This window comes from Arthrobacter sp. B055-34 (genome assembly GCF_059090425.1).
The window spans coordinates 178,438-202,012 of the sequence record NZ_JBNHFQ010000007.1; the positions used below are offsets into that span (position 1 = coordinate 178,438).

At 65.3% G+C, this 23,575-nt stretch carries 24 protein-coding genes; 11 read left to right on the forward strand and 13 right to left on the reverse strand.

Features of this window, described 5'->3' with window-relative positions:
- Nucleotides 1-2 precede the first annotated feature (2 nt).
- Entirely contained in the window at nucleotides 3-779 is a 777-nt protein-coding gene (locus AC5RWO_RS14790) for a gamma-glutamyl-gamma-aminobutyrate hydrolase family protein (RefSeq protein ID WP_498732183.1), read from the reverse strand.
- Nucleotides 776-1,861: a glutathione S-transferase family protein gene (locus AC5RWO_RS14795; RefSeq protein ID WP_498732184.1), complete on the reverse strand. Its 1,086-nt coding sequence runs from the start codon at nucleotides 1,859-1,861 to the stop codon at nucleotides 776-778. The genes AC5RWO_RS14790 and AC5RWO_RS14795 overlap by 4 nt, the downstream gene beginning before the upstream one ends.
- Before the next feature lie 191 nt (nucleotides 1,862-2,052).
- On the opposite strand from AC5RWO_RS14795, the gene AC5RWO_RS14800 reads away from it, so the two are divergent.
- Nucleotides 2,053-3,420: a short-chain fatty acid transporter gene (locus AC5RWO_RS14800; RefSeq protein ID WP_498732186.1), complete on the forward strand. Its 1,368-nt coding sequence runs from the start codon at nucleotides 2,053-2,055 to the stop codon at nucleotides 3,418-3,420.
- A 67-nt stretch (nucleotides 3,421-3,487) separates the two neighbouring features.
- Here the strand turns inward: AC5RWO_RS14800 and AC5RWO_RS14805 are convergent, their stop codons facing one another.
- Both AC5RWO_RS14805 and AC5RWO_RS14810 read right to left on the reverse strand, forming a co-directional pair.
- Nucleotides 3,488-4,708 (reverse strand): CynX/NimT family MFS transporter, encoded by a 1,221-nt coding sequence (locus tag AC5RWO_RS14805; protein ID WP_498732187.1) that lies wholly within the window; start codon nucleotides 4,706-4,708, stop codon nucleotides 3,488-3,490.
- A 137-nt stretch (nucleotides 4,709-4,845) separates the two neighbouring features.
- The gene (locus AC5RWO_RS14810; protein ID WP_498732340.1) at nucleotides 4,846-5,886 is read right to left on the reverse strand and encodes an iron-siderophore ABC transporter substrate-binding protein; all 1,041 of its coding nucleotides are present in this window, start codon (nucleotides 5,884-5,886) and stop codon (nucleotides 4,846-4,848) included.
- A 196-nt stretch (nucleotides 5,887-6,082) separates the two neighbouring features.
- Here AC5RWO_RS14810 and AC5RWO_RS14815 point away from each other — a divergent pair, with 196 nt between their 5' ends.
- The 7 genes from AC5RWO_RS14815 to AC5RWO_RS14845 all read left to right on the forward strand — a co-directional run bounded on the left by AC5RWO_RS14815 (nucleotide 6,083) and on the right by AC5RWO_RS14845 (nucleotide 10,526).
- Nucleotides 6,083-6,583: a methylated-DNA--[protein]-cysteine S-methyltransferase gene (locus AC5RWO_RS14815; RefSeq protein ID WP_498732188.1), complete on the forward strand. Its 501-nt coding sequence runs from the start codon at nucleotides 6,083-6,085 to the stop codon at nucleotides 6,581-6,583.
- Between the two features lie 42 nt (nucleotides 6,584-6,625).
- Complete coding sequence (locus AC5RWO_RS14820; RefSeq protein ID WP_498732189.1) at nucleotides 6,626-7,174, forward strand: RNA polymerase sigma factor; 549 nt, start codon at nucleotides 6,626-6,628, stop codon at nucleotides 7,172-7,174.
- Nucleotides 7,171-7,788 carry a methylated-DNA--[protein]-cysteine S-methyltransferase gene (locus tag AC5RWO_RS14825; protein WP_498732190.1) on the forward strand — a complete coding sequence of 206 codons (618 nt, stop codon included), beginning with the start codon at nucleotides 7,171-7,173 and terminating at the stop codon, nucleotides 7,786-7,788. Before AC5RWO_RS14820 ends, AC5RWO_RS14825 begins: the two co-directional genes overlap by 4 nt.
- A complete protein-coding gene (locus AC5RWO_RS14830) occupies nucleotides 7,785-8,456 on the forward strand; it encodes an alpha-ketoglutarate-dependent dioxygenase AlkB family protein (RefSeq protein ID WP_498732192.1) in 672 nt (223 codons plus the stop codon). The genes AC5RWO_RS14825 and AC5RWO_RS14830 overlap by 4 nt, the downstream gene beginning before the upstream one ends.
- Before the next feature lie 32 nt (nucleotides 8,457-8,488).
- A complete protein-coding gene (locus AC5RWO_RS14835) occupies nucleotides 8,489-9,091 on the forward strand; it encodes a DNA-3-methyladenine glycosylase I (protein ID WP_498732193.1) in 603 nt (200 codons plus the stop codon).
- A gap of 187 nt (nucleotides 9,092-9,278) precedes the next feature.
- Entirely contained in the window at nucleotides 9,279-9,671 is a 393-nt protein-coding gene (locus AC5RWO_RS14840; RefSeq protein WP_074701012.1) for a universal stress protein, read from the forward strand.
- The gene (locus AC5RWO_RS14845; protein ID WP_498732195.1) at nucleotides 9,672-10,526 is read left to right on the forward strand and encodes a DNA-3-methyladenine glycosylase family protein; all 855 of its coding nucleotides are present in this window, start codon (nucleotides 9,672-9,674) and stop codon (nucleotides 10,524-10,526) included.
- An 11-nt stretch (nucleotides 10,527-10,537) separates the two neighbouring features.
- On the opposite strand, the gene AC5RWO_RS14850 is transcribed toward AC5RWO_RS14845, so the two are convergent.
- The 4 genes from AC5RWO_RS14850 to AC5RWO_RS14865 all read right to left on the reverse strand — a co-directional run bounded on the left by AC5RWO_RS14850 (nucleotide 10,538) and on the right by AC5RWO_RS14865 (nucleotide 14,093).
- Nucleotides 10,538-11,464, reverse strand: coding sequence for an aldo/keto reductase (locus AC5RWO_RS14850; RefSeq protein ID WP_498732196.1), 927 nt, complete (start codon nucleotides 11,462-11,464; stop codon nucleotides 10,538-10,540).
- A 224-nt stretch (nucleotides 11,465-11,688) separates the two neighbouring features.
- The gene (locus AC5RWO_RS14855) at nucleotides 11,689-12,003 is read right to left on the reverse strand and encodes a PRC-barrel domain-containing protein (protein WP_498732197.1); all 315 of its coding nucleotides are present in this window, start codon (nucleotides 12,001-12,003) and stop codon (nucleotides 11,689-11,691) included.
- Nucleotides 12,004-12,140: 137 nt separating this feature from the next.
- Nucleotides 12,141-13,349 (reverse strand): MFS transporter, encoded by a 1,209-nt coding sequence (locus AC5RWO_RS14860; protein ID WP_498732198.1) that lies wholly within the window; start codon nucleotides 13,347-13,349, stop codon nucleotides 12,141-12,143.
- Nucleotides 13,350-13,445: 96 nt separating this feature from the next.
- A complete protein-coding gene (locus AC5RWO_RS14865) occupies nucleotides 13,446-14,093 on the reverse strand; it encodes a dTMP kinase (RefSeq protein ID WP_498732200.1) in 648 nt (215 codons plus the stop codon).
- A gap of 238 nt (nucleotides 14,094-14,331) precedes the next feature.
- On the opposite strand from AC5RWO_RS14865, the gene AC5RWO_RS14870 reads away from it, so the two are divergent.
- Together AC5RWO_RS14870 and AC5RWO_RS14875 are read left to right on the forward strand one after the other, a co-directional pair.
- Nucleotides 14,332-15,093: a hypothetical protein gene (locus AC5RWO_RS14870; protein ID WP_498732201.1), complete on the forward strand. Its 762-nt coding sequence runs from the start codon at nucleotides 14,332-14,334 to the stop codon at nucleotides 15,091-15,093.
- 257 nt (nucleotides 15,094-15,350) lie between these two features.
- Entirely contained in the window at nucleotides 15,351-15,683 is a 333-nt protein-coding gene (locus AC5RWO_RS14875) for a hypothetical protein (protein WP_498732202.1), read from the forward strand.
- Nucleotides 15,684-15,698: 15 nt separating this feature from the next.
- Here AC5RWO_RS14875 and AC5RWO_RS14880 read toward each other — a convergent pair whose 3' ends face one another.
- Nucleotides 15,699-16,595, reverse strand: a complete 897-nt coding sequence (locus tag AC5RWO_RS14880) for a glucose 1-dehydrogenase (RefSeq protein ID WP_498732204.1) — start codon at nucleotides 16,593-16,595, stop codon at nucleotides 15,699-15,701.
- Between the two features lie 181 nt (nucleotides 16,596-16,776).
- Between AC5RWO_RS14880 and AC5RWO_RS14885 the strand changes: the two genes are divergently transcribed.
- Nucleotides 16,777-17,460 (forward strand): NADPH-dependent F420 reductase, encoded by a 684-nt coding sequence (locus AC5RWO_RS14885; RefSeq protein ID WP_498732205.1) that lies wholly within the window; start codon nucleotides 16,777-16,779, stop codon nucleotides 17,458-17,460.
- A 57-nt stretch (nucleotides 17,461-17,517) separates the two neighbouring features.
- Here AC5RWO_RS14885 and AC5RWO_RS14890 read toward each other — a convergent pair whose 3' ends face one another.
- From AC5RWO_RS14890 to gcvP, 4 genes are all read right to left on the reverse strand, one after another.
- Entirely contained in the window at nucleotides 17,518-18,933 is a 1,416-nt protein-coding gene (locus AC5RWO_RS14890) for an L-serine ammonia-lyase (RefSeq protein ID WP_498732206.1), read from the reverse strand.
- An 81-nt stretch (nucleotides 18,934-19,014) separates the two neighbouring features.
- Nucleotides 19,015-19,395, reverse strand: a complete 381-nt coding sequence (gcvH, locus tag AC5RWO_RS14895; protein WP_169995757.1) for a glycine cleavage system protein GcvH — start codon at nucleotides 19,393-19,395, stop codon at nucleotides 19,015-19,017.
- A 137-nt stretch (nucleotides 19,396-19,532) separates the two neighbouring features.
- Nucleotides 19,533-20,669, reverse strand: a complete 1,137-nt coding sequence (gcvT, locus tag AC5RWO_RS14900) for a glycine cleavage system aminomethyltransferase GcvT (protein WP_498732208.1) — start codon at nucleotides 20,667-20,669, stop codon at nucleotides 19,533-19,535.
- A 16-nt stretch (nucleotides 20,670-20,685) separates the two neighbouring features.
- Complete coding sequence (gene gcvP, locus AC5RWO_RS14905) at nucleotides 20,686-23,553, reverse strand: aminomethyl-transferring glycine dehydrogenase (protein WP_498732210.1); 2,868 nt, start codon at nucleotides 23,551-23,553, stop codon at nucleotides 20,686-20,688.
- Between the last annotated feature and the right edge of the window lie 22 nt (nucleotides 23,554-23,575).

A 23,575-nucleotide genomic window follows, 5' to 3' on the forward strand; every position in this document is an offset into this window, starting at 1 on the left:
GCTCAGGCGAGTCCGGGTGGTTCGATCCGTTCCCGGCAGGCGGTGACGAAGGCCTTTAACAGGGCCGCAAGCTGCCCGTCAGGAGTGCCCGCGGCCTCAGGATGCCACTGCACGGCGAGCAGCCAGCCCTCGTCACGGCGTGCCAGCTCCACCGCTTCCACCACGCCGTCGGGGGCGGCCGCCACTACCCGGAGCCGGTCGCCGAGCCTGCGGACGGCCTGATGGTGTCCGGACCGGACCATCGTTTCGCCCGGGCCGAGCGCTCCGGCCAGCAAGGTTCCGCGGCCGATCGCCACCGGATGGGTGGCCATCGGCGGCCGTTCCTGGTGGATTTTGTGGAGCGACTCCGGTCCCAGGTCTTCGGTCAGGGAACCGGCGAAGGCCACGTTGATGAGCTGCAGTCCGCGGCAGATTCCAAGGACCGGCCGGCCGTTCTCGACCGCGCCGATGACCAGGTCGATCTCGGTCTCGTCCGCGGTCGTGTCGACGCAATGCACCGTGGGCTCATCGGTATTGCCGCCGTACCGCGCCGGGTCCACGTCTCCCCCGCCGAGAATGAGCACGCCGTCGTAATCCTTGGCGGTGAACACGTGTCCGGAGGAGGCGTTGATAACGACGGCGTTGGCCCCGGCCGCGTCCAGGCCTGCCACCGCCCGGCGGGCCAGATCCGCGAGCACCTCGGAGAACCACGCCGGATGGGAGGCCGCGTCTTGCGCATAGCTGACCGCAATCCTCGGCCGCAGCTGCGTCTGGGCGGAGATGCCGCCGTCGTTGTTCATGCCGGGTAGAGGGGGTTGTGCCCTGCGCTCACCCGCTCCGAGTCGCGGACCGGTCCGGGCGCGGTGCCGTTGCCGAAGGGACTGCCGCCGAGGGCTTCGCGGCCGTGGTCGCTCAGCCAGTTCGACAGCTCCGGACCCTGCGGGACGATCTGCGTGGGGTTAATGTCCTCGTGCACGATGTAGTAGTGCTGCTTGATCTGCTCGAAGTCGATGGTGTCGCCGAAGCCGGGCGTCTGGAACAGGTCGCGGGCGTAGCCCCAGAGCGCGGGCATCTCCGTGAGCTTGTTCCGGTTGCATTTGAAGTGGCCGTGGTAGACCGGGTCGAAGCGCACCAGCGTAGTGAAAAGACGCACGTCCGCTTCGGTGATGGTTTCCCCCATCAGGAAACGGCGGGTGCTGAGGCGTTCCTCGAGCCAGTCCATCGCCGTCCACAGCCGCTCGTAGGCCTTGTTGTAGGCCTCCTGCGAACCGGCGAAACCGCAGCGATAGACGCCGTTGTTGACCTCGGTGAACACCCGCTTATTCACCTCTGCCATCTCCTCGCGCAGGTGCTCCGGGTAGAGGTCCGGTGCGCCCTCGCGGTGGAACTCGGTCCATTCGGTGGCGAAGTCCAGCGTGATCTGCGGGTAGTTGTTGGTCACCACGGCGCCGGAGGCGACATCGACGACGGCGGGAACCGTAATTCCCCGCGGGTAGTCCGGGAAGCGAGTGAAGTAGGCCTGCTGCAGGCGCTCGATGCCCAGGACCGGGTCCTTGCCGCCGTCGTCCAGGTCGAAGGTCCAGCTGCGCGCATCATGGGTGGGGCCGGGCATGCCGATGGAAAGCACGTCCTCAAGTCCGAGCAGGCGGCGGACAATGATGGTCCGGTTGGCCCAGGGGCAGGCGCGCGCGGCAACCAGACGGTAGCGTCCGGGCTCCACCGGCCAGCGCCCTTCGTTGGGGTTGTCCCCGCCGCGGACAATCCTGTCCTCGATGTAATGGGTGTCCCGGGTGAACTCTTCGCCGGTGTGGACGTAGGCACCCTTGGTGCTGTACTCGCTGGCGGGGGCTGAGTTTTCGGTGCGCGCGCTCGTCTGGCTCATGGTTTCACCCTATCCCGCAACCGGCGCGGGCTTCCATGGCGACGGGAATTTGCGGCAGCCGGACGGCCTATCGCATCCGGGCAGGCCTCAAGATCCCGCGGAGATGTGACACTCATCGCTAGGGTAAGGGTCTAAGGCAACAAATTGGCGCCCTACGCGCCGACAACGACGTCGCTACGCAGGAGGTTTCCATGTCATCTGTAAGCAACAAGGGAAGAAACCCGGTCTCCGCTTTCATGCGCCCGGTCAATTCGCTGGTGGAGCGGTACATCCCCAGTGCGCTGGTTTTCGCGATCGTGCTGAGCGTGGTGGTGGCGATCATGGCCCTGATCCTCACCGATGCCGGACCGGTCGAGGTCATCAAGGGCTGGGGTGACGGGCTGTCCGGCCTGCTCGCCTTCATGACGCAGATGGCGTTGATCCTGCTGCTCGGCCACACCCTGGCCAATACGCGGCCGGTCAGGAAACTGCTGTCGTTCCTGGGCGGCCTGCCGCGGGGCCCCATCCAAGCCTACGTCTTCGTCTTCGTCATCGCCGCGGTCGCTTCCCTGATCACCTGGGGGCTGGGCCTGGTGGTCGGCGCCCTGCTGGCCAAGGAGGTTGCCGCCCAACTGCGGGCCAAGGGCGTGCGGCTGCACTTCCCGATGCTGGTGGCCGCCGCCTTCTCCGGCTTCGTCGTCTGGCACATGGGCTACTCCGGCTCCGGGCCGTTGACCGCCGCCACCGAGGGGTCTTTCCTGGCGGAGCAGATCGGCCGCACCATCCCGGTCAGCGAAACCACGTTCTCGCTCTGGAACATCCTCGCCGCCGTGGCCACGGTCATCGTGGTCGGGGGCGCACTGGCCCTGGTGGCGCCGCGCGGCGATGACAAAATCGTGGAACTCGCGGTGGATGCCCGTGAAGGCGAAGCGGATCTGGACGACGAGGTGGTCACCCCGGCCGACCGTGTGGACGCCAGCCGCATCCTGACCCTGGTGGTCGGACTGGCGCTGGTGGCCTACCTGGTGATCCACTTCAGCCAAGGCGGCACGCTGACCCTGGACATTGTGAACTGGTCCTTCCTGACGCTGATCTTCCTGCTGGTGCGCAATCCGTTCGAGCTGATCGCGCTGATCAAGAATGCCGCGTCCAACGTCGGTGACATCCTGCTCCAGTTCCCGCTCTACGCCGGCATCATGGGCATCATGACCGCCACCGGGCTGATCACCGTGATATCCGATTTCTTCGTGAACGTTTCCACCCCGCAGACCTTCGGCTTCCTCGCCCTGCTCTCCGCCGGGCTGGTGAACTTCTTCGTCCCTTCCGGCGGCGGCCAGTTCGCGGTCCAGGGACCCATCATGCTCGACGCCGCTGCCCGGCTGGACGTGGATCCTGCGGTAGCCATCATGGCGGTGTCCTATGGCGACCAGTGGACCAACATGATCCAGCCGTTCTGGGCGCTGCCGCTGCTGGCCATTGCCGGGCTGAAAATGCGGGACATCCTCGGCTACACCGTCATCACGCTGATCGCTTCCGGACTGGTGTTCTCCGCGACCCTGCTGATTGTCGGGGCCGGCTGAGCAGCCTGCACCGGGTCCCGGTAGGCTGACCGGCCGCCGGGGCCCCACCGGGGTCCCGGCGCCGGATTCAGCCGGCGAAGGCGAATCTGTCCCTGCCGGCAAACAGCCCGGTCACGGCCTGCGCGGCGGAAACCACGCACAGCAGGATCAGCGAAGCCTCCCACCGGCCGGTGGCTGCGAACAGGCCGCCGAACAGCGGCGGCCCGGCGGCCGCCAGCAGGTAGCCGATCGACTGGGCCATCCCGGAGAGTGCGCTGGCTTCCCGGTGCGTTCGGGTACGCAGTCCGAACAGTGCCAATGCCGTCACCAGCGAGCTGCCGCAGCCGAACCCGGCCACCAGCACCCACAGCAGCATGGCGCCGGGCAGGAGCAGGATTCCCAGCACGCCGGCAACAATCAGCAGCGGGGGCAACGCGGCCGGGAACCGCTGGTTTTTCCCCTTCAGGATCAGCGGGGTCAGCAGGCTGGAGACGATGCCGATCAGCTGAAACATCATCAGGTCCCAGCCGGAGGCCACGTCCCCGCGTCCGTGCGAGCGTTCCAGCGTGGGCAGCCAGGTGATCAGAATGTAGAACGCCATGGATTGCAGCCCCATATACAAGGTGACCTGCCAGGCGACGCCGGATTTCCACACCGATCCGCGGACGGGCGCCGGCACGGCGGCATTGAGCTGGGCCTGGGCCGAGCTGGCACGGATCCGCAGCCGCGGCACCCAGGCCAGCACGGCCGGAATCGCCAGCACCACGTAGATGACGAGGGCAAAGCGCCAGCCGGCCGGTTCGCCGTCGTTGATTGGAAGCAGCGACAGCGGCACCGAGAGCCCCGCGCCGAGCGAGGCAATGCCGCCGAGCACAGCGGAATAAGCGCCGGTGAGCGTGGCCATCTTGTCCGGGAAGTCCCGCTTGAGGATCGCGGGCAGCAGCACATTGCCGACGGCGATGGCCGCGCCGATAATGAACGTTCCCAGCCAGAGATTGACGATACTGCCCGGAGCCGGTCGCAGGAAGGTGCCTGCGATGAGCAGCAGGAGCGCGGCGAAGACGGTACGCTCCACCCCGAACTTCTCGCTTATCCCGTGGGCCAGCGGGGAGATGACGCCGAAGGCCAGCAGCGGGACGGCAGCCAGCAGCCCCAGCGCCGCAGCGCCCAGGCCGGTGTCGGCCCCGATCTGGTCCAGCAGCGGTCCGACGCTGGTGAGGACCGGCCGCAGGTTGGCGGCCACCAGCAGCACGCCGGTTATGAGCATGCCGCCCGACAACGCCCGCCGCGCTCCGCTGACCGTATCCACCACTGCCCCACCCCGCTGGTCGCGCTTATGCCTTACAGATGCCTCCGCCCGCGTGCGGGCACAACAAGACTATGTGATGGGAAGCATAAGGGCGCCCGGTCAGACCGGGCGCCCTTATGTTGCTGCGGGTAGCGGGATTATTTGGCGTTCGCGGCTTCCGCTGCGTCGGCTGCTTCGCCGAGCATCGGCAGGAACTGATCCAGTGCCCACGGCAGGCTCAGCGGGGATGCGGCGGAGATGGACAGCGTCAGGGTGTTGTCCGAATCGGCAACCAGAGCGTCATTTTCGACGGCGGGAATCTGGCTCAGCAGCGGATCCTCGATGACCTGCTGCTTGGTCTTGGCATCGGGTACCCAGGTGACGAAAACGTCGGATTCGAGCTCGTTGGCCTTTTCGGCGGACCACGGGATAAAGAACTCGCCGGAGTCGCTGGTGCCTTCCGTGACGACGTCGGCCTGCTTCATGCCGATGCTGGTGAGGAACTTCGGACGGTTGTCGTTCATCGTGTAGACGTTGACGCCGTCGCCCTTGGCGGGCTCCAGATTGCCGTAGATAAACGACTTACCGGCCAGCTGCGGGTACTCGGAGGCCTTGGCATCGATCGTCTGCTCGGTCTCGGCGACCAGCTTCTTGGCTTCTTCGGTCTTGCCCAGTGCCTCGCCGATCATCATCGTGGAGTCCTGCCAGTCCGTGCCGTAGGCCAGTTCCGGATAAGCCACCACGGGAGCGATCTTGCTCAAGGTGTCGTAGTCTTCCTGGGTCAGGCCGGAATAGGCGGCAAGAATGACATCCGGGGTCAGCGCGGCAATCTCATCAAACGCGATGCCATCGGCCTCGGAGTACTGCTCCGGAGCCTTCTCGGAACCAATGGGAGCCCCGAGCTCCTCAAGCTTGGCATCCTTCCACGGCGTGGATTTGTTCTCGTTTCCGCCCCACTCGACTGCAGGCATTCCGACCGGCACGACGCCGAGCGACAGCGCTACGTCGTCGTTCACCCAGGAAACCGTGGCCACGCGTTCGGGCTGCTCTTCGATGACGGTCTCGCCAAAGGCATGCTCAATGGTCACCGGGAAGGCATCCGAAGACCCTGCGGCGGTTTCACCACCTGTGGAACCGCCGGCAGGACCGGTGGAACAGGCGGATACGGACAGAAGAACGACGGCGGCTGCGGCAAGCATGCCGCGGACACGGGAAAGGGCCACGATGGGACTCCTCGGCTCAGAGATAACGAACAAAAGTAAGGGTAGCCTATGCTTCGATCTAATAAGAAACAATCGCGTTACGTATTTATTGCAGTCGTTCCTGGACCTCACACAATCGTCTGCCCGCACGTTTACGTATCGGAGATAATGGCGTTGTGGAAGGAGCGCTCCCATGCCTGCAGTGCATTCCGTAATCGACACTCCCATCGGCGAGCTCACCCTCGTGGCGGTCGACGGCTCCCTGACCGGTGCATATTTTCCTGCCCATAAACGAATGCCGGATGCCGAAGCCTTTGGTCCCCGCGTGGACGCAGGGTTTACCGAAGCCAAACGCCAGCTGTCGGAGTATTTTGCCGGCGAACGCACCGAGTTCGACCTGCCGCTGAGCCCCAAGGGCGACGCGTTCCAGCAGAAAGTGTGGGATTTGCTGCGGCGGATTCCGTACGGCCAGACCCGCTCGTACGGCCAGCTAGCCCGGGAACTCGGTGACGCTCATCTTGCCCAGGCCGTCGGCAACGCCAATGGCCGCAACCCGATCTCCATTATCGTGCCGTGCCACCGGGTTGTAGGAGCAGACGGCCGGCTGGTGGGTTATGCCGGCGGACTCGAGCGCAAAAGGTTCCTGCTTGAGCTGGAGGAGCCTGTGGAAATCAAGGCCGCCAAACTTTTCTAGGACGTAACCTCACATCATGAACTCCGGCAGCGTCTACACAGCATGAAACCCTTCGAGCAGCTCGTCACCGAGCACGGCGCGATGGTCCTGCGGGTCTGCCGCGCCGTACTGGGACCGGACGAGGCCGAGGATGCCTGGTCCGAAACGTTCCTGTCCGCCCTCAAGGCCTACCCCGAACTGCCCGAATCGGCCAATACGGAGGCATGGCTGGTAACCATCGCACACCGCAAAGCCATTGACGTCACCCGGAAACGGGCGCGTAATCCGCTGCCGGTGGAAGAGCTGCCCGAACGTCCGTCCGCAGATCCGCCGGAAGAGACCCAGGATTTGTGGGATGCGGTGAAGGCGCTTCCGGACCGGCAGCGTGAGGCGATCGCGTACCACTATCTGGCCGGCCTGCCCCACCGAGAGGTTGCCGCCATTACCGGTTCGACACCGGAAGCGGTCCGGCGCGCGGCCTCGGACGGCATCAAGAACCTGCGGCGGACCTATCTGGTTCCTGCCGCAGTGTCCGTGGCTCCAGTTCCCGTTCCGGTCGGCTCCGTGCCGGCCTCCACCAGCATTTCCGTTCCGAAAGGAGAGGCCCGATGAGCACCGTTGAACCGGAGTCCTCCACCCTGCCGGCCCCGTTGCGGGCCGTTGATCCTGCCGCGCTCCGCGCACTGCAGTCACGGCTGGCGGTCGCTGCCGCCGAAGCCGGTTTGCTGGACTTGTCCTACACAACTCTGGACACTCCCATCGGCAAACTGCTGCTGGCCGCCACGGACCAGGGCCTGGTCCGTGTCGCCTTCGACCGGGAAAACCACGACGCCGTGCTGGAGCAGCTGGCAGACAAAATCAGCCCCCGCATCCTGCACTCCCCGGCCCGGCTGGAGACAGCTGTGCGCCAACTGGACGAGTACTTCGCGGGACACCGCCGGGAGTTCGAGCTGCCGCTGGACTGGCGGTTGGCCAAAGGCTTCCGCCGTGAGGTGCTCGCCCACCTGCCGCAGATCGCCTATGGCCGGACCGAAAGCTACGCCCAGGTCGCCGCGGCTGCTGGCAGCCCCAAGGCCGTCCGCGCGGTCGGCACCGCCTGCGGCACCAATCCCCTGCCGGTCGTGGTTCCCTGCCATCGGGTGGTCCGCTCCGACGGCAGCTTCGGGGGCTATCTGGGCGGCACTGAAGCCAAGCAGATCCTTCTCACCCTGGAGGCAGCGGCTTGAACGCGCTCTTCGACCCCGTCCCGGCGGAACCGGTGGAGGTCGCTCCCGGCGCCGTCCATGTGCCCGGTTGGCTCAACCTGGAACAGCAGGCCCAACTGGTGGAAGCCTGCCGCATGTGGGGACGCGGGCCGGTCCCCTTCCGCGCGGCCAAGCTGCCAGGCGGGCATGAGATGAGCGTTCAAACCGTGTGCCTGGGGTGGCACTGGCAGCCCTACAAGTATTCCCGCGTGGCGGAGGATGCCGGCGGCGGCCGGGTGATTGAGTTCCCCGAGTGGCTGGCCGAGTGGGGACGCAAGGCGCTGGCGGACGCCTACGGCCCTGCGGCGGAGTCCGCAGGCGCTGCCTATAACCCCGACATTGCGCTCATCAACTTCTACGACGACACGGCCAAAATGGGCATGCACCAGGACAAGGATGAGAAAACGGACCTGCCCGTGGTCTCCCTCAGCGTCGGAGACGACTGCCTCTTCCGCTTCGGCAACACGCAGACCCGCACCAAACCGTACACAGATCTCAGGCTCCGCTCCGGGGACCTGTTTGTCTTCGGCGGTCCCAGCCGCTTCGCGTACCACGGTGTACCCAAGATTTACCCCGGTACCGCCGATCCGGCCTGCGGACTGGCATCGGGCCGGCTGAACCTCACCATGCGCGTCACCGGCCTGGCCTGACGCACCCGGACCGGCAGGAGATAATCGAACCCATGGAAAAACTCGCTTCCGGCGTCGTGCTCTGCGAGGACGGGCTGGCCCGACCGGCGTGGGCCGCGGTGGACCCGATGCTGCGCGAGTATTACGACACCGAATGGGGCATGCCCGTCCACGGCGAGCAGGCCATCTACGAACGGATCAGTCTGGAAGGATTCCAGGCCGGGCTGTCCTGGGCCACCATCCTGCGCAAGCGTCCGGCCTTCCGTGAGGCCTTCAAGGACTTCCATCCGGACACGGTTGCTGCTTTCAGCGACGCCGATGTCGAGCGCCTGATGCAGAACGCCGGGATTGTGCGTAACCGTGCGAAGATCACCGCCGCGATCACCAATGCCAAGGCGACCATCGCCCTGCGCGAGGACGGCGGGCTGGATGAGTTCGTTTGGTCCTTCAAACCGGATGCTACTCCGGCGCCCAAAAGCATAGAGCAGGTCCCGACCACATCCGCGGAGTCCATCGCCTTGTCCAAGGCCTTGCGCAAGCGAGGGTTCGCCTTCGTCGGCCCCACCACCATGTTCGCGCTGATGGAAGCCATCGGCATGATCGACACCCACCTGGTGGACAGCCACCGGCGCGGCAGCTCCGGAATCTGGGGCTGAAAAGCCGAACCGAGCTTCCGCACCAGCCGATCCGGATTGCGGAACCGTCACAATTTCCGGCCGAATCACGGACCTGACAGCCGCGTGCCACAATGATTGCAGATGCCGGTGTCCGCGCCAGCATCTGCCGGCCGGCAACGATGCCGCCCGGGCAAGACGTTGACACGTGCTGTTCGAAGGAGAAGTCGTGACCATACTTGTCGCCTACGCGCCGCGCCCGGAAGGCCGTGCCGCTCTGTCCAAAGGTATCCAGATGGCCACCGCCCAGAACGAGAAGCTGGTCGTTGTCAACGCCAGCCCCGGGGGCCCGCATAAAGACTCCTCGCTGGCAGATACGCACGACGCCGAATGGGTCACCCGCGAGCTGAACAATTCCGGCCTGGACGCAGAATTCAAGCAGTTTGTCCGCGGCAAGGACGCTGTGGAGGAGATCCAGGAACTGGCCGAGAGCCTGCCGGCATCGCTGCTGGTCATCGGCCTGCGCAAGCGCACTCCGGTCGGCAAACTCATCATGGGCAGCACCGCCCAGGAAATCCTGCTCACCGTCGACTGCCCCGTGCTGGCGGTCAAAGCCCGCTAAGTGGAGGTTGCACTGGAGGTCCTGCCTCCGTACGACGCCGGTGCGGCGCTGGCGGCCCTGGCCGCCCATGCCGTGCCGGGCCTCGAAACAACGGACCTCGACGCCGGCACCCATACACGGATCTTCGCCACATCGTCGGGCCCGGTCGCCGGGACTGTGCGCTTCGGCCCCGGCGACCCGTCGCTGGCGGTGGAAACCGGTGATCCCACCACCATCGCCGAAATAACGACGGCGGTGCGGCGCTGGCTTGATCTGGACACGGACCCGGAAACGGTCCGCGGCGTACTGGGGCAGGATCCGCTGGTCGGTCCGCTCCTCGCGGCGCGTCCGGGCCTTCGGATTCCCGGTTACCTGGACGGCTTCGAAGGAGCCGTCTGCACGGTCCTCGGCCAGCAGGTCTCGCTTGCGGCCGCACGGACCTTTGCCGGCAGGCTCCTCAGCGCTTTCGGCAGTCCCGGACTCGCCGGCCTGCACCTGTTCCCGGCCCCATCCGCCCTCGCAGGTGCCGGAGCCGAACGGATCCAGCAGGCAGTCGGGCTCACCGGAGCCCGCTCGCGCACAGTCCATGCCCTGGCAGTAGCCTGTGCCGACGGCCTGGCCATTGATCCGGCCGGCGACCATGCCGGGATCCGCCGGCGCCTGCTGGCGTTGCCCGGCATCGGCCCCTGGACCGTGGACTATCTGGCCATGCGTGCACTCGGAGACCGCAATGCCTATCCGGAGGGCGATCTGGTACTCAAACGTGCCCTCGGTGCCAGCTCAGTCCAAGAGGTCCGCGCCCATGGCGAAGCCTGGCGTCCCTTGCGTGCCTACGCTGTCTTCCAGCTCTGGACTGCCGCTGCCTATATTGCCTGACGGCGTCCACATTAGGCGCCGGTGGAGCCAGCACGAACTCCTCGCGATCCGGCCTCCTCGATGCGCCGCAGCAGTTCCTTCGGGAGTTCGAGTTCCGCCGCGCCGAGATTGATCTTCAGGTGCTCGGGCCTGACTGTGCCCACGACGGCGCTGGTAACGTTCTTGTTGTTGAGCACGAAGGCCAGTGCTATCTCGCTGGCTTGGAGCCCTTCGACGTCGTTGATAAACCGGAACTTCCGACCATGGATGAACTTTGGCCGATGGTTTTTCAGGGCACGGGCCAAATACCACACGTCGCTGGGCTTCGAGAGCCTAAAGATGTTCCTCGAGTATAAAGTCTGGGCCAGCGGGGACTTGACTATGATCCCCATGCCTGCCGCCCCTGCCCTGGTGATGAGCGGCTCCAGAGAACGGTCAAGCAGGTTGTATTCAAGCATCAGGGCGTCGAAGATGCCGAGCTTCAGCGCCCGTTTCGCGCCACCCGCTCCCGTCGATACGCCCAGCGCACCGATCATGCCCCTGTCCTTGAGCTTGAGAACTGTTTCGATGGCTGGATCGGCAGGGTGGGGATAGCCGTGGAAGTGCAGCAGCGGCAGGTGCTCCAGTTGCAGCCGCCTCAGACTCTCCTGCAGGCTCCGCTCAAGGACGCGCGGCGAAAAGTCCTTCACGTTGCGCCCGCCGGACCACAGGGAGCCGACCTTGGTGGAAATGATGAGGTCCCGTCCCCGGCCCTTGAGAATGCGGCCCAGGCGCTCCTCAGCGTTGCCGCGGCTGTAGTTGGGGCCGGTATCGAAAAGGTTGACGCCGCCATCGAGGGCTTGCTCCACCAGACGCGCCGCCTGCCGTTCGCTGAAAGCCTTCATGCCCCAGTAGCCGCCGGCGCCAAAGCTGATTTCTGACACTGACAGTCCGGATTTGCCAAGCTCCCGTTGTTTCATTGCTCCTCTTCATGTGCGCCGGTGTGGCGGCATCAGCCCTTGTTGCCGGTGGTGGCGATGCCTTTTATAAAAGTGCTATGGCCCAGTAAGAACAGCATCATCGGCACCGTGAACGTGGACGAGTCGCGCAGGTAAATCAGCGGCCGCGCGATCCTACCGACCATATGCCAGTTGTCGGCGCTCCCTCCTTTGAGCAGTGATGCTGGAGGCGCTGCGTCGCGGAGTTAGAGGCCGTAGTAGCGGTTCAGCTTCGCCTCGTCATCGGGAGAGAGACCCTTTTCCGGTTCGATGTCGATTTCCGGAGAATCCTTGATGGTGTCATGGTCGTACGCGACGTGGACGTTTGTGCCTTCAACTCTTGCCCCGGCGAGCGGGATGAAGTGTTCGCGCGTTTCCAGCAGTCCCAGCGCCACCGTAATCCATGCCAGCCGGCCCGTGTCCTTGTCGCGGTGGACCTGTCCCACCAAACCCAGCTTGTGGTCTTTGCTGTCCCACGCCGTAGCGTCCTGCAGCTCGTGGATATCCTGCCGTTGCGTCATCGGATGCTCCTTTATGATGGACAGCATGCTTTCCAAATCCGAAAGTAAACTTATCCAAGAACTTAGCAGCGACGTTTGACTTGTCAATTACCTTCCGACCGGCGGCCCGGCGGGACTGCAGGAGTGTTACCGCGCCGTTACTTCGGGACGCCGTGCCGATTGCCGTGGCGTCGCAGCACCATGGCCAGCAGGACGCAAAGCACGTAGCCGGCTCCGACCAGAATCCAGCCCGGGCGGAAAGTGCCGCTGGCTTCCAGCAGCAGACCCATCAGCAGCGGGCCTGCGGCAAACCCGGCATACATTCCCATCGAGACCACGCCCGAAGCAGAACCTACGCGCGGCGCGGGCACCACCTTCATGACGCCGGCCATCACCACCACGTTGGTCCCCAGCACCGTGGCCCCGTGCAGGGCGACGCCAAGCCAGAGCAACAGCGGGCTGCCCAATTCGCCAGCCCCCAGCAGCGCTGCCGCACCGAGCAGCGCGCCGAGCCCCAGCAGGATCAGCAGGGTTGATGCCCGCCTGCCCCTGGCCATCTCGCGGCCCCACAGAATGCGCGATGTCACCCCAACCACGCCGGAGACGCCTGCGGCCACGCCGCCAAGGAGCAGCGAAAAGTCCAGCTCGCGAACGGTGAACAGCGGCAGGTACACGTTGGTGGCCTGCATGCCGAGCCCGGTCAGCAACGCGTAGCCGGCAAACAGCCAGACGGCCAGCGGATATCCCTTGGCTTCCGCCCCGGCCGGCGGAGCAGCTGCGCGGCCGGGAGTCGCCGTCGTTATTGGTTTTTCCTCCGGCAGGTGCCGCAGACCGTACAGCAACAGCCCGACGGCGACGACTGCGGCAAGTGCGGTGGCTCCTTGCCAGCCCAGCCAGAGCGCGACCGGAGGGAAGAACAGGCCGGCGAAAAGCTGGCTGCCCTGCACGCCTGACTGTTTCACGCCGATCCAGCCGGGACGTTTGGTCGCCGCCACATGGTGGATGATGATGCGGTTGGTGGTGGGGTTCGAGATGGCCTGGGCAGGACCGGCGAGCAGCGCGGCGACAAGCAGGACGAGGTAGTGGTGCGCCAGCGAGGCTATCACCAGGGCTACCGCGGTACCGGCGAAGATCAGAATCAACTGCGCGCGGTTGGAAATGCGGTCGCTGAGCCGGCCCAGCCACATGCTGCAGACAGCGGCGCTGGCGAAGATTGCCGTCGCGAGCAGGCCGAACTGTGACTCGCTGATGCCCAGATCAGTGATGATCAGCGGGCTCGTGGCGCTCAGCCCGTAATTCAGCAACGGGCCCACGCCCATGGCGCAGCTGAGGACAAACAGTAAGGCGCCGGTGGGCTGCTTGGTCATAGGTACTTGGTCTCCTGCTCGACTGGAGCCTTGCCGCTCCCTCTGCAGGTTATCGCGCCCGCTGCATGCCCTCTCCCGCAGCGGCATGACTGACGCTTAGGTCCGGCTCGCAGGTGCCGAGACCTCTTGCCCGGCCGTGAGTGCGGGCCTGCAGATCGCCTCGATCTGGCGGTGGATGTCCTGCACTGGCCTGTCGGCCTGCACCAGGCGGAAGCTGCCGAAGTCCGTCAAGCTACGGTAAGCCGCGTCCAGGTCCCGCAGGTCCTCCAGCGTTTCGGTATCGGTGCCACGGACCTCGATGCGCTCCAGTGCGCGGGCGGGAGAAATCTCGAAATAAAGCACAAAGTCGGGCCGGGGAACGAACTTCCGGAGCAGGCGCAGCAAGAGTCCGGGTGCGACGCCACGTTTCGCGTTCGCTGCCAACTGGCAGTACAGGTACCGGTCGTGGATTTCGACGTCGGCAGGAGCCATTGAGGCAAGGCTGCCGAGCAGGGCGAAGGCCCGGACCACCGTTTCATAGCGGCTGAGCAACCTGGCGCCGAGCATCTTTTCCGCGCTGCTACCAAGCCGGCGGGCAAAAGTGTCCAGTGTCCTGCGCCCGCCCGGGTTCCGGCACAGCCGCACCTGCGCCCCACCCAAGGCGAGCTGGTCCGCCAGGTAACGTGCCGCCGTCGTTTTTCCGGCGCCGTCGATACCAATCAACGCGATTCGCAACGGCGCTGATTGGCGATGGCGTGCGGGCATTGGCGGTGACTCCTTTCCGGGGCGGAGCATCTACTTTAGCTGGTTTCCATAGGCAGAGTCTGTGTGGTTCCTGAGTGGTTGCCGATGATTCCTTCCAGCGCCGCGTAGCAGAAACAGTCCAGACGGGGACGTACGACACACCGGGGCGCGACTGCGATTCTGCCGCGGTTATCGCGCTGGCCCAACTATGATCAACCTGGGCGGCCTCGATAAGAGGCCTGAGTTGGGGGAAGGTTGCGTGGAGGCTGACGAATCGTGGCGCGCCCGCGAGGCGCTGCGGCAGTTCAGACGTGCCGGCATAGCGCTGCTTGCCGTCGGGGCATTCTGGCTCTGGCTCCTGCTCGGCAGTGCCGAGTTCATCGCCGCTATCTTCCAGTCACCAAAAGCAATCGTCGTCGCATTCTATGGCGGCGCCGTGCTCGTCCTGGTGTCCCTGCTCGTTGCCCTGACCGCCATCATGGTCCTCCTGGCCAACTGGCCGGACAAGTCCCAGCGCGCGGCCGCCTACAACACCACACAGGAGCGCACGAGCGAGGCCGTCGCCTTTGTACTGCGGCAGGTCCGCAGCAAGACCGGCATGCTTCGCTCCGGCGGCCCGCCCTGGCCAGGTGGTTTATCGTTGCACGCCATCCGCGGCCATCTTTCAGGGCGATTGCCAGGTCTTCGCGTCCGACTGCTTGCTGCCGCCGGACGGCTTGCCGGATGGGCGGCCCGGTCCGCTGCCGGCTTGATGCGACAGGCGGCCGGCATGGGGCGGAGTTTCGCCGGACGCAAGATCGCACGCAAGATACTGGGCCTCCAACGCAAGGACGCTCCCGTGGCAGGCGTCGGCCCGCTCCCCCGCGCAGAAGCTGCCCGTCAGTCTCCCGTCGCCAGGCCGGCAGGACCTGCATCCCCACGCATGTCCCTCCCGGTGCGGCGGCCTCCGATGCCTAGCAGGCCGCCGGCTTCCGCCGCGGTTCCACAGCCTCCCCAAGACCGGCGGGACATCGCGTCCTAAGAAACCGGCGGGGACCCTGGCGGCCGCATCTGGTGAGCGGCACGCCAAAAACTGTCGTTCCCCTTGCACTTGATGGCCGAGGTCACGGTCCCATGAGGCCAACTTCACCCGCTGTGGTGGCCGGATTCACCTCGTTTTGGTCAGTTGTGTCAGGCCGCCTTAACTAAAATTGAATCAGGGCCACAGATCGTGTACGCCCGCCTACTTCACACTTCATTTCACGCCTTTTTCAGGCACCCTATTTTCCCGGAGGAAATATGCTTCGCACTCGTCAGCGCGTCGGTCACGATATCCTGCTGGCCCGGCACGGCCGCAGCATTGCGTCCATGCGGCTGGACCGCCACTCGAACTCGGTGGTCGCCGTTCTGGATGACGGCACCGTGGACCGGGCCCCGAACCTCATCGCCGCGGATCTGGCTTTGCCGGCGGATCGGACGGGCCTGACCTCGGAGGACCGCAAGGTCCTAGGCATCATGACCGCGGCATGCGCCGGACTCGGCGCCCTCATGGTTGGCGCTGTACTGGCCATGGTGCAGTTCGGCGAACAGCTCGGGCTGACCGAAGCCGCCCAGTACCTCAGCACCTACTAGCCCGCACGCCGCCGGTCACGGCGAGGGCGAGCCGCCATTGACGTTCAGCGTCTCGCCCATGACGTAGCTGGATTCCGACGATGCCAGGAACACATAGGCCGGAGCGAGCTCGGTAGGCTGCCCTGCCCTGCCGATCGGCGTGGACTTGCCGAACTTCGGCAGGGCTTCCTTCGGCTGTCCGTCACTGACCTGCAGCGGAGTCCAGAACGGCCCCGGGGCAACGGCATTCACCCGGATGCCACGCGGCGCCAACTGCTGGGCCAGGCCCTTGGTGAAGTTATTGATCGCTCCCTTGGTGGCCGCATAGTCGATCAGCGTCGGCGAGGGCTGGTAGGCCTGGATCGACGTCGTATTGATAATGCTGGAGCCGGGCTGCAGGTGCGGCAGGGCCGCCTTCGTGATCCAGAAGAATGCATAGATGTTGGTCTTGAAGGTCTTGTCGAACTGCTCGTCGCTGAGGTCTTCAAGCTTCTCAACGGCGATCTGCCGCCCGGCGTTATTCACCAGGATATCCAGGCCGCCGAGGCCCTCCACTGCGTTCTTGACCTGTTCGCGGCAGGTGTTTGAATCGGTCAGGTCGCCCGGCAGCTGGACCGCTTTCTGGCCAGCCTCTTCGATCACCCTGGTCACGACCTTGGCGTCTTCCTCCTCTTCCGGCAGGTAGGACAAGGCGACGTCGGCCCCTTCACGAGCGAAGGCGATCGCCACCGCCGCACCGATACCGGAATCCGAGCCCGTAATCAGTGCCTTACGGCCCTTCAGCCTGCCCGTTCCTCGGTAGGTGTCTTCGCCGCGATCGGTCTGGGGCTCCAGCTCCTTGTCCAGCCCGGGTTCCGGCTGGTCCTGCTTGGGCGGCTCGATGCTGGGGTAGCGCTTGACGGGATCTTGGAAGGTGTACTGGTCCTGGCCCATTACTGCTCCAATCGGTAGTCAAAAACTAAGCCTGCTTGCCAGCCTATTGGTCACAGTTCGGGTGTCAATCCCGAAGCGCCCCACAGAGAGAAAGACGCCGGGGCCGCCAGCAGAAAGCACCGCCGGCGCCGGTTTACTACTCCATTGACCCCGCGCGGACGGCAGGTCTACCGTTTGGGCCATGAAGATCTCCGTCATCGGCACCGGGGCCGTTGGTCGCAGACTCTCTGCAGCCTTGGAGCGGGCCGGCCATGAGGTGCTGCTCGGCAGCCGCGACCCGGCGCAGACCCTTGCCCGGACGGAAGCATCCGCCACGGGCGCGCCCCCGATCCGCGCGTGGCACGAAGACCATTCCGGCATCCCGTTGGTTCCGCTGGCAGAAGCGGGTAACCACGCGGAGGTCATCGTGAATGCGACCCAGGGCGCAGCATCGCTTGCGGCTTTGGAAGCAGTCGGCCCTCGGGAGGGCCAGACCATCGTGGATGTCTCCAATCCGTTGGACCCTTCCTCCGGGTTTCCGCCGTCGCTCTCCATCTGCAACACCGACAGCCTGGCCGAGCAACTGCAGCGCCGTTTCCCCGCGGCCAAGGTAGTCAAGACATTGAACACGGTCAACAACATGCTGATGGTGGACCCGGCCCGGCTGCCGGAACCGCACAACGTGTTTGTCGCCGGAGACGACGCCGACGCGAAGGCACTGGTCACCGGGCTCCTGCGCCAGCTGGGCTGGCCCGCCGAGGACATCCTGGATCTGGGCGGCTTGGAGTCCGCGCGCGGCATGGAGATGTACCTGCCGCTGTGGCTGCGGCTGATGGGTGCGCTGGGCCACGCGGACTTCAACATCAAGATCGTCAGGAAAGAGTGAACGGCCGCGGCAAATGCCGCGACCGTCCAATCCATCTAAAGCGCTACCTGTGGTCTCTTAGCACTCCACCACGTTGACGGCCAGGCCGCCCATCGCGGTTTCCTTGTACTTGGAGCTCATATCCTTGCCCGTTTCGCGCATGGTGATGATGACCTCGTCCAGCGAAACACGGTGCGTGCCATCGCCCCACAGCGCCATCTTGGCCGCGTTCACGGCCTTGGCGGCCCCAATAGCGTTGCGCTCGATGCACGGTACCTGCACTAAGCCGCCGATCGGATCGCAGGTCAACCCCAGATTGTGCTCCATGGCAATCTCGGCCGCGTTTTCCACCTGCGCGGGGCTGCCGCCCATGACCTCGGCCAGGCCTGCGGCGGCCATGGAGGAAGCGGAACCCACTTCGCCCTGGCAGCCCACCTCGGCGCCGGAGATGGACGCCTGCTCCTTGTAAAGCACGCCGACGGCCGCGGCCGCCAGCAGGAACTTCACGATGACGTCTTCCTTGTCAGCCTGCGTCGCCTTCTCCATGCCTGGCGCGTAGTGCGTGGCATAGAACATGACTGCGGGAATGATGCCCGCGGCGCCGTTGGTCGGTGCCGTGACAACCCGCCCGCCGGAAGCGTTCTCCTCGTTCACGGCCAGCGCCACGAGGTTCACCCATTCCTGCCAGTACTTGTGGTCCCGGTCCTTGTCTTCCTTGCGCAGCCGGTCATGCCAGTCAGGCGCACGACGGCGGACGTTCAGTCCCCCGGGCAAGACACCTTCGCGCTTGATGGCGGAGTCCTTGCATTCCTCCATCACCTGCCAGATGTGGATCAGGCCTGCGCGGATGTCCGCCTCGGAGCGCGAGGCCTTCTCGTTGAGCATCATGATGTCGCTGATGCCCAGGCCGGTGTTGCGGCAGTGTTCCAGCAGTTCCGCCGCGGTCCGGAAGGGGTACGGCAGCTCCTGCTTGGAGGCATCCAGCTCCCGCGCGGCCTCGTCTTCCTCGCCGTCGCGGACAATGAAGCCGCCGCCCACGGAAAAGAACGTTGCCTCGTGAAGGACCGCACCGGCGTCGTCGGTCACCTGGAATTTCATCCCGTTGGTGTGCCGGGGCAGCACGGTGAGCGGATGCTGCACCATGTCCTCGACCTTGTAGTCCAGGACCACGCCGGCCGAGCCCTCAACCTGCGAGCACAACTGCAACTCGCCGGTTGAAGCCATGTCTGCGAGACGGGATTCAACTTCATCCGGCAGGATCTGTTCTGGCTGGAAACCCTCCAGCCCCAGCATCACTGCCGTGAAGGTGCCGTGGCCGCGGCCGGTAGCCGCGAGCGATCCGTACAGGTCCACCCGCAGTCCGGCCACGCGGTCCAGCAAGCCAGTTGAAACCAGCTCCTCGGCAAAAACGGCAGCCGCCCGCATCGGACCGACGGTGTGCGAACTGGAGGGGCCGATGCCCACGGTAAAGAGGTCGAATACGCCTACAGCCATGATGGCTCCTTAATGCCCTTCGGCGGCTTGTTGCCGCTTCCGGTTAGAGACGATGAATAACGACGGCGGTACCAGCGGCTGTTAGGACAGCTCGCCGCCGTTCTTGGAACTGTAATCCTCGGCCGATAGCAGGGGGCCCTCTTCCGAAACGTTGACGGTGAACAGCCAGCCCTTGCCATACGGATCCGAGTTCAGCAGGGCCGGATCGTCGATGGCGGCCTGGTTGACCTCGGTGATCTCGCCGGAAACCGGTGCGTAGATGTCGGAGACGGACTTGGTGGACTCCACCTCGCCGCAGGTTTCGCCGGCGGTGATCGTGGAGCCGACCTCGGGCAGGTCAATGTAGACCACGTCGCCGAGGGCGTCGGTGGCGACCTGCGAGAGGCCGACCTTGACCGGGCTGGAAGCATCCACCCACTCGTGCTCTTCGGAGTAACGGAGGTTGGAAAGAACTGTGCTCATGGATAGAACCTTTCGAAAGAGGGGAAAATCAGGAAGAACAGCGGCCGCCGGCAATAATCCGTCAGCGCACCGCCGCCATGAATTAGCGGCAGTGTCTTACGAATGGATTATTGCCGGCAGCTTCGTGGCAGGTTTGCTTACTTGTCGCGCTTGTAGAAGGGCAGTGCGACGACCTCGAACGGCTCGGGCTTGCCGCGCAGGTCAACGTCGAGCCGGGTGCCGGGTTCGATGTGCTCGATATCGACATAAGCCAGCGCAACAGGGTAACCGAGCGTGGGGCTTGGCTGGCCCGAGGTCACTTCGCCAACAACCTGGCCGTCCTTGGAGACCGGGTAGTGCGAGCGGGCGGCACGGCGGCCAAGGCCCTTCAGACCGACCAGCTTGCGCTTGGAGCCGCGTTCCTTCTGGGCTTCGAGCGCGGCACGGCCGACGAATTCGCCTTCCTTCTTCAGAGCGACGATGGGGCCAAGTCCAGCGTCGTACGGGCTGACTTCCAGGGACAGTTCGTTGCCGTAGAGCGGCATACCGGCTTCCAACCGCAGCGAATCGCGGGCGGCGAGGCCGGCGGGCACCAGATCGAAGTCCTTGCCTGCCGACAGCAGGGCTGACCACAGCGAAGCGGCGTTTTCGTTCGGGACGTAGATCTCGAACCCGTCTTCGCCGGTGTAGCCGGTGCGGGCCAGCAGCAGCTTGAGCGGAGCACCGCTCACAGTGAAGTGGACCTCGTCCGCAGCGTAGTACTTCATCTCGGTCACGGTGGCGTGGTCGGCCGCGGCCACCAGCTGCTTCAGGATGTCCACGGAGTTTGGCCCCTGGACAGCCACCAGCGAGACGGACGCGGTGGCGTCCTCCACCGTCACGTCGAAGTCCTGCGCACGGTCGGCTAGGGCCTCGGCTACGGCCTTGGCGTTGCCCGCGTTCGGCACCACCAGGAACTTGTCCTCCGCGCGGCGGTAGCTGATCAGGTCATCGATGATGCCGCCGTCTTCGTTGCAGATCAGCGAATACTTGGCCTTGCCAACGGCGACCGCGGAGAGCCGGCTCACCAGCGCATAGTCGAGGAACTTCCCGGCGTCGGGTCCGGTAACCCAGACCTCGCCCATGTGGGAGAGGTCGAACAGGCCGGCAGCCTTGCGCACGGCGTGGTGCTCGGCCAGTTCGCTCTGGTATTTCAGCGGCATCTGCCAGCCGCCGAAGTCCGTGAAGGAGGCGCCCAGCTTCTGGTGCTCTTCATACAGGGCGGTGTACTGCTTCGTAGCGGTTTCAGCGCTCATGGTCTGGAACCTTCCTCTAGTTAGCGAACTCTTCGATGGGCGGGCAGGAGCAGACCAGGTTACGGTCGCCGGCGGCGCCGTCGATGCGTCCCACCGGCGCGAAGTACTTGTCCTGCTTCAGGCTCGACACCGGGAAGACGCCCTGTTCGCGGGAGTATTTGCGGTCCCAGTCACTGCTGATGGCAGCAGCTGCGGTGTGGGGTGCCAGCCGCAGCGGGCTCTCCTCGACGCTGAAGTCGCCCTTGATGACCTGGTCGATCTCGCCGCGGATGGTGATCATCGCTTCAATGAAGCGCTCGATCTCGGCGAGGTTTTCGGACTCGGTCGGCTCCACCATCAACGTACCTGCCACCGGGAAGGACAGCGTGGGGGCGTGGAAACCGAAGTCGATCAGACGCTTGGCAACATCCTCGGCAGTAACGCCGGACTTGGCGGTCAGTTCGCGCAGATCCAGGATGCACTCGTGCGCCACCAGACCGTCGTTGCCCGTGTACAGCACCGGGAAGTACTCGTTCAGCCGGGAGGCGATGTAGTTGCCTGCCAGCAGCGCGGTCTTGGTCGCGTTGGTCAGCCCTTCGCCGCCCATCATGGCCACGTAGGCCCAGGAGATCGGCAGCACGCCGGCGGAACCGTACTCGGAAGCCGAGACCGGCACGCCCTTGCCTTCGTGCGCGGCCAGCGCGGCATTGCCGGGCAGGAACGGCACCAGGTGCTCGGCTACTGCGACCGGACCGACGCCGGGGCCGCCGCCGCCGTGCGGGATGCAGAAGGTCTTGTGCAGGTTCAGGTGTGACACGTCGCCACCGAACTTGCCCGGCTGTGCCAGTCCGACGAGGGCGTTGAGGTTGGCGCCGTCGATGTAGACCTGGCCGCCAGCCGCATGGACAGCGTCGCAGACCTGGCGGACATCGGCGTCGTACACCCCGTGCGTGGACGGGTAGGTGATCATGATGGCGGACAGGCTGTCCTTGTGCTGCTCGATCTTGGCGTCCAGATCGGCGTGGTCGATGGTGCCGTCCTGGGCGGTAGCCACAACGACAACCTTCATGCCTGCGAGCACGGCCGAGGCGGCGTTGGTGCCGTGGGCCGATGCAGGAATCAGGCAGACGTTGCGCTGCTCATCGCCGCGGGACAGGTGGTAGCGACGGATGGCCAGCAGGCCGGCGTACTCACCCTGGGATCCGGCGTTCGGCTGGATGGAGACGCCCGCGTAACCGGTGATGGTCGACAGTCGCGCTTCCAGATCCTCGATCAGTTCGCGCCAGCCCTTCGTCTGGTGCGCCGGAGCGAAGGGATGGATGGAGGCGAACTCCGGCCAGGTCATGGATTCCATCTCGGCCGTGGCGTTGAGCTTCATGGTGCAGGAGCCCAGCGGGATCATGGTCCGGTCCAGGGCCAGGTCGCGGTCCGAGAGCCGGCGCAGGTAGCGCAGCATCTGGGTTTCGGAGCGGTGGCTGTGGAAGACGGGGTGCTGCATGTAGGAAGAGGTGCGCTGCATGCCCTGCTCCAGGCCGAAGCCTTCTGGCGTAGCCGACAGGCCCGCCGCGATGTCCTCGGCTGCACCGTCCACGCCGAATGCCTCGGCCACAGCAGACAGGTGCTCCGCCGTCGTCGATTCGCCGGTGGAGATGCCCACGTGATCGGCATCGATGACGCGCAGGTTAATGCCCTTGGCCTCGGCGGCCTTGATGACGTCGGCAGCCTTGCCCGGGACCTTGACCGTCAGCGTGTCGAAGAAGTGCTCGCTGGTCAGTTCCAGTCCGGCGCCCTTGAGGACGGAGGCGAGGGCACGCGCCTGGTTGTTGGCGTGCTGCGCAATGGCCTTCAGGCCTTCCGGTCCGTGGTAAACCCCATACATGCCGGCGACGATGGCCAGCAGTGCCTGCGCGGTGCAGATGTTGGACGTGGCCTTCTCGCGGCGGATGTGCTGTTCGCGCGTCTGCAGTGCTAGGCGGTAGGCAGGCATGCCGGCGTTGTCCTTGGACACTCCGACGAGGCGGCCGGGCAGCTGGCGCTCTACGCCCTTGTGCACAGCCATGTAGGCGGCGTGCGGTCCGCCGAAGAACAGCGGAACACCGAAACGCTGGGTATTTCCGACGGCGATATCCGCGCCCTGCTCGCCGGGAGGCGTGATCAGGGTCAGAGCCAGCAGATCCGCGGCCACGGTGACCATGGCTCCGCGTTCCTTCGCATCCGCGATCACCTTGCTGTGGTCGGCCACATGGCCGGACACGCCCGGCTGCTGCAGCACAATGCCGGAGATCTCGCCCTCGGGAAGACCAACGGAGAGGTCGGCCACCTCGATCTCGAAGTCCAGCGCTTCGGCGCGGCCCTTGACGATGGCGATGGTCTGCGGCAGCAGGTCTGCGTCCAGTACGGTCTTGCCGTCGGCATGCTTCTTGTTGGCACGGCGCATCAGCAGCACGGCTTCAGCCACGGCGGTAGCTTCGTCCAGCAGGGAGGCGTTGGCGATTTCCAAACCGGTCAGGTCGGAAACCATGGTCTGGAAGTTCAGCAGCGCCTCGAGCCGGCCCTGGGAGATTTCCGGCTGGTAGGGCGTGTAGGCCGTGTACCAGGCCGGGGATTCCACCACATTGCGGCGGATCACCGGCGGCGTGATGGTGTCGTAGTAGCCCTGCCCGATCATCTGCACAGCAGTGATGTTCTTGGCGGCGAGGGCGCGCAGATCTGCGAGGACCTCGGCTTCGCTGCGGGCAGCCGGCAACTCAAGCGGCGCGCTCTGGCGGATGTCCGCCGGAACGGCCGTGTCGACCAGGTCTTCGAGGCTGGTGTAGCCGAGCTGCTTGAGCATGGTCTCGGCGTCGCTGTTGCGCGGGCCGATGTGGCGCTCGGCAAATGTAGCAATGGTGGGTTGAACCGTCATGAAGGAACTCCAGTTATTGGCC

What these genes read in the sequence shown, in the direction of transcription:
- AC5RWO_RS14790 (WP_498732183.1), bottom strand. Translation starts at nt 779, where the DNA reads ATGAACAACGACGGCGGCATCTCCGCCCAGACGCAGCTGCGGCCGAGG.
- AC5RWO_RS14795 (WP_498732184.1), bottom strand. Translation starts at nt 1,861, where the DNA reads ATGAGCCAGACGAGCGCGCGCACCGAAAACTCAGCCCCCGCCAGCGAG.
- AC5RWO_RS14800 (WP_498732186.1), top strand. Translation starts at nt 2,053, where the DNA reads ATGTCATCTGTAAGCAACAAGGGAAGAAACCCGGTCTCCGCTTTCATG.
- AC5RWO_RS14810 (WP_498732340.1), bottom strand. Translation starts at nt 5,886, where the DNA reads ATGCTTGCCGCAGCCGCCGTCGTTCTTCTGTCCGTATCCGCCTGTTCC.
- AC5RWO_RS14815 (WP_498732188.1), top strand. Translation starts at nt 6,083, where the DNA reads ATGCCTGCAGTGCATTCCGTAATCGACACTCCCATCGGCGAGCTCACC.
- AC5RWO_RS14820 (WP_498732189.1), top strand. Translation starts at nt 6,626, where the DNA reads ATGAAACCCTTCGAGCAGCTCGTCACCGAGCACGGCGCGATGGTCCTG.
- AC5RWO_RS14825 (WP_498732190.1), top strand. Translation starts at nt 7,171, where the DNA reads ATGAGCACCGTTGAACCGGAGTCCTCCACCCTGCCGGCCCCGTTGCGG.
- AC5RWO_RS14835 (WP_498732193.1), top strand. Translation starts at nt 8,489, where the DNA reads ATGGAAAAACTCGCTTCCGGCGTCGTGCTCTGCGAGGACGGGCTGGCC.
- AC5RWO_RS14850 (WP_498732196.1), bottom strand. Translation starts at nt 11,464, where the DNA reads ATGAAACAACGGGAGCTTGGCAAATCCGGACTGTCAGTGTCAGAAATC.
- AC5RWO_RS14855 (WP_498732197.1), bottom strand. Translation starts at nt 12,003, where the DNA reads ATGACGCAACGGCAGGATATCCACGAGCTGCAGGACGCTACGGCGTGG.
- AC5RWO_RS14860 (WP_498732198.1), bottom strand. Translation starts at nt 13,349, where the DNA reads ATGACCAAGCAGCCCACCGGCGCCTTACTGTTTGTCCTCAGCTGCGCC.
- AC5RWO_RS14865 (WP_498732200.1), bottom strand. Translation starts at nt 14,093, where the DNA reads ATGCCCGCACGCCATCGCCAATCAGCGCCGTTGCGAATCGCGTTGATT.
- AC5RWO_RS14875 (WP_498732202.1), top strand. Translation starts at nt 15,351, where the DNA reads ATGCTTCGCACTCGTCAGCGCGTCGGTCACGATATCCTGCTGGCCCGG.
- AC5RWO_RS14880 (WP_498732204.1), bottom strand. Translation starts at nt 16,595, where the DNA reads ATGGGCCAGGACCAGTACACCTTCCAAGATCCCGTCAAGCGCTACCCC.
- AC5RWO_RS14885 (WP_498732205.1), top strand. Translation starts at nt 16,777, where the DNA reads ATGAAGATCTCCGTCATCGGCACCGGGGCCGTTGGTCGCAGACTCTCT.
- AC5RWO_RS14890 (WP_498732206.1), bottom strand. Translation starts at nt 18,933, where the DNA reads ATGGCTGTAGGCGTATTCGACCTCTTTACCGTGGGCATCGGCCCCTCC.
- gcvH (WP_169995757.1), bottom strand. Translation starts at nt 19,395, where the DNA reads ATGAGCACAGTTCTTTCCAACCTCCGTTACTCCGAAGAGCACGAGTGG.
- gcvT (WP_498732208.1), bottom strand. Translation starts at nt 20,669, where the DNA reads ATGAGCGCTGAAACCGCTACGAAGCAGTACACCGCCCTGTATGAAGAG.
- gcvP (WP_498732210.1), bottom strand. Translation starts at nt 23,553, where the DNA reads ATGACGGTTCAACCCACCATTGCTACATTTGCCGAGCGCCACATCGGC.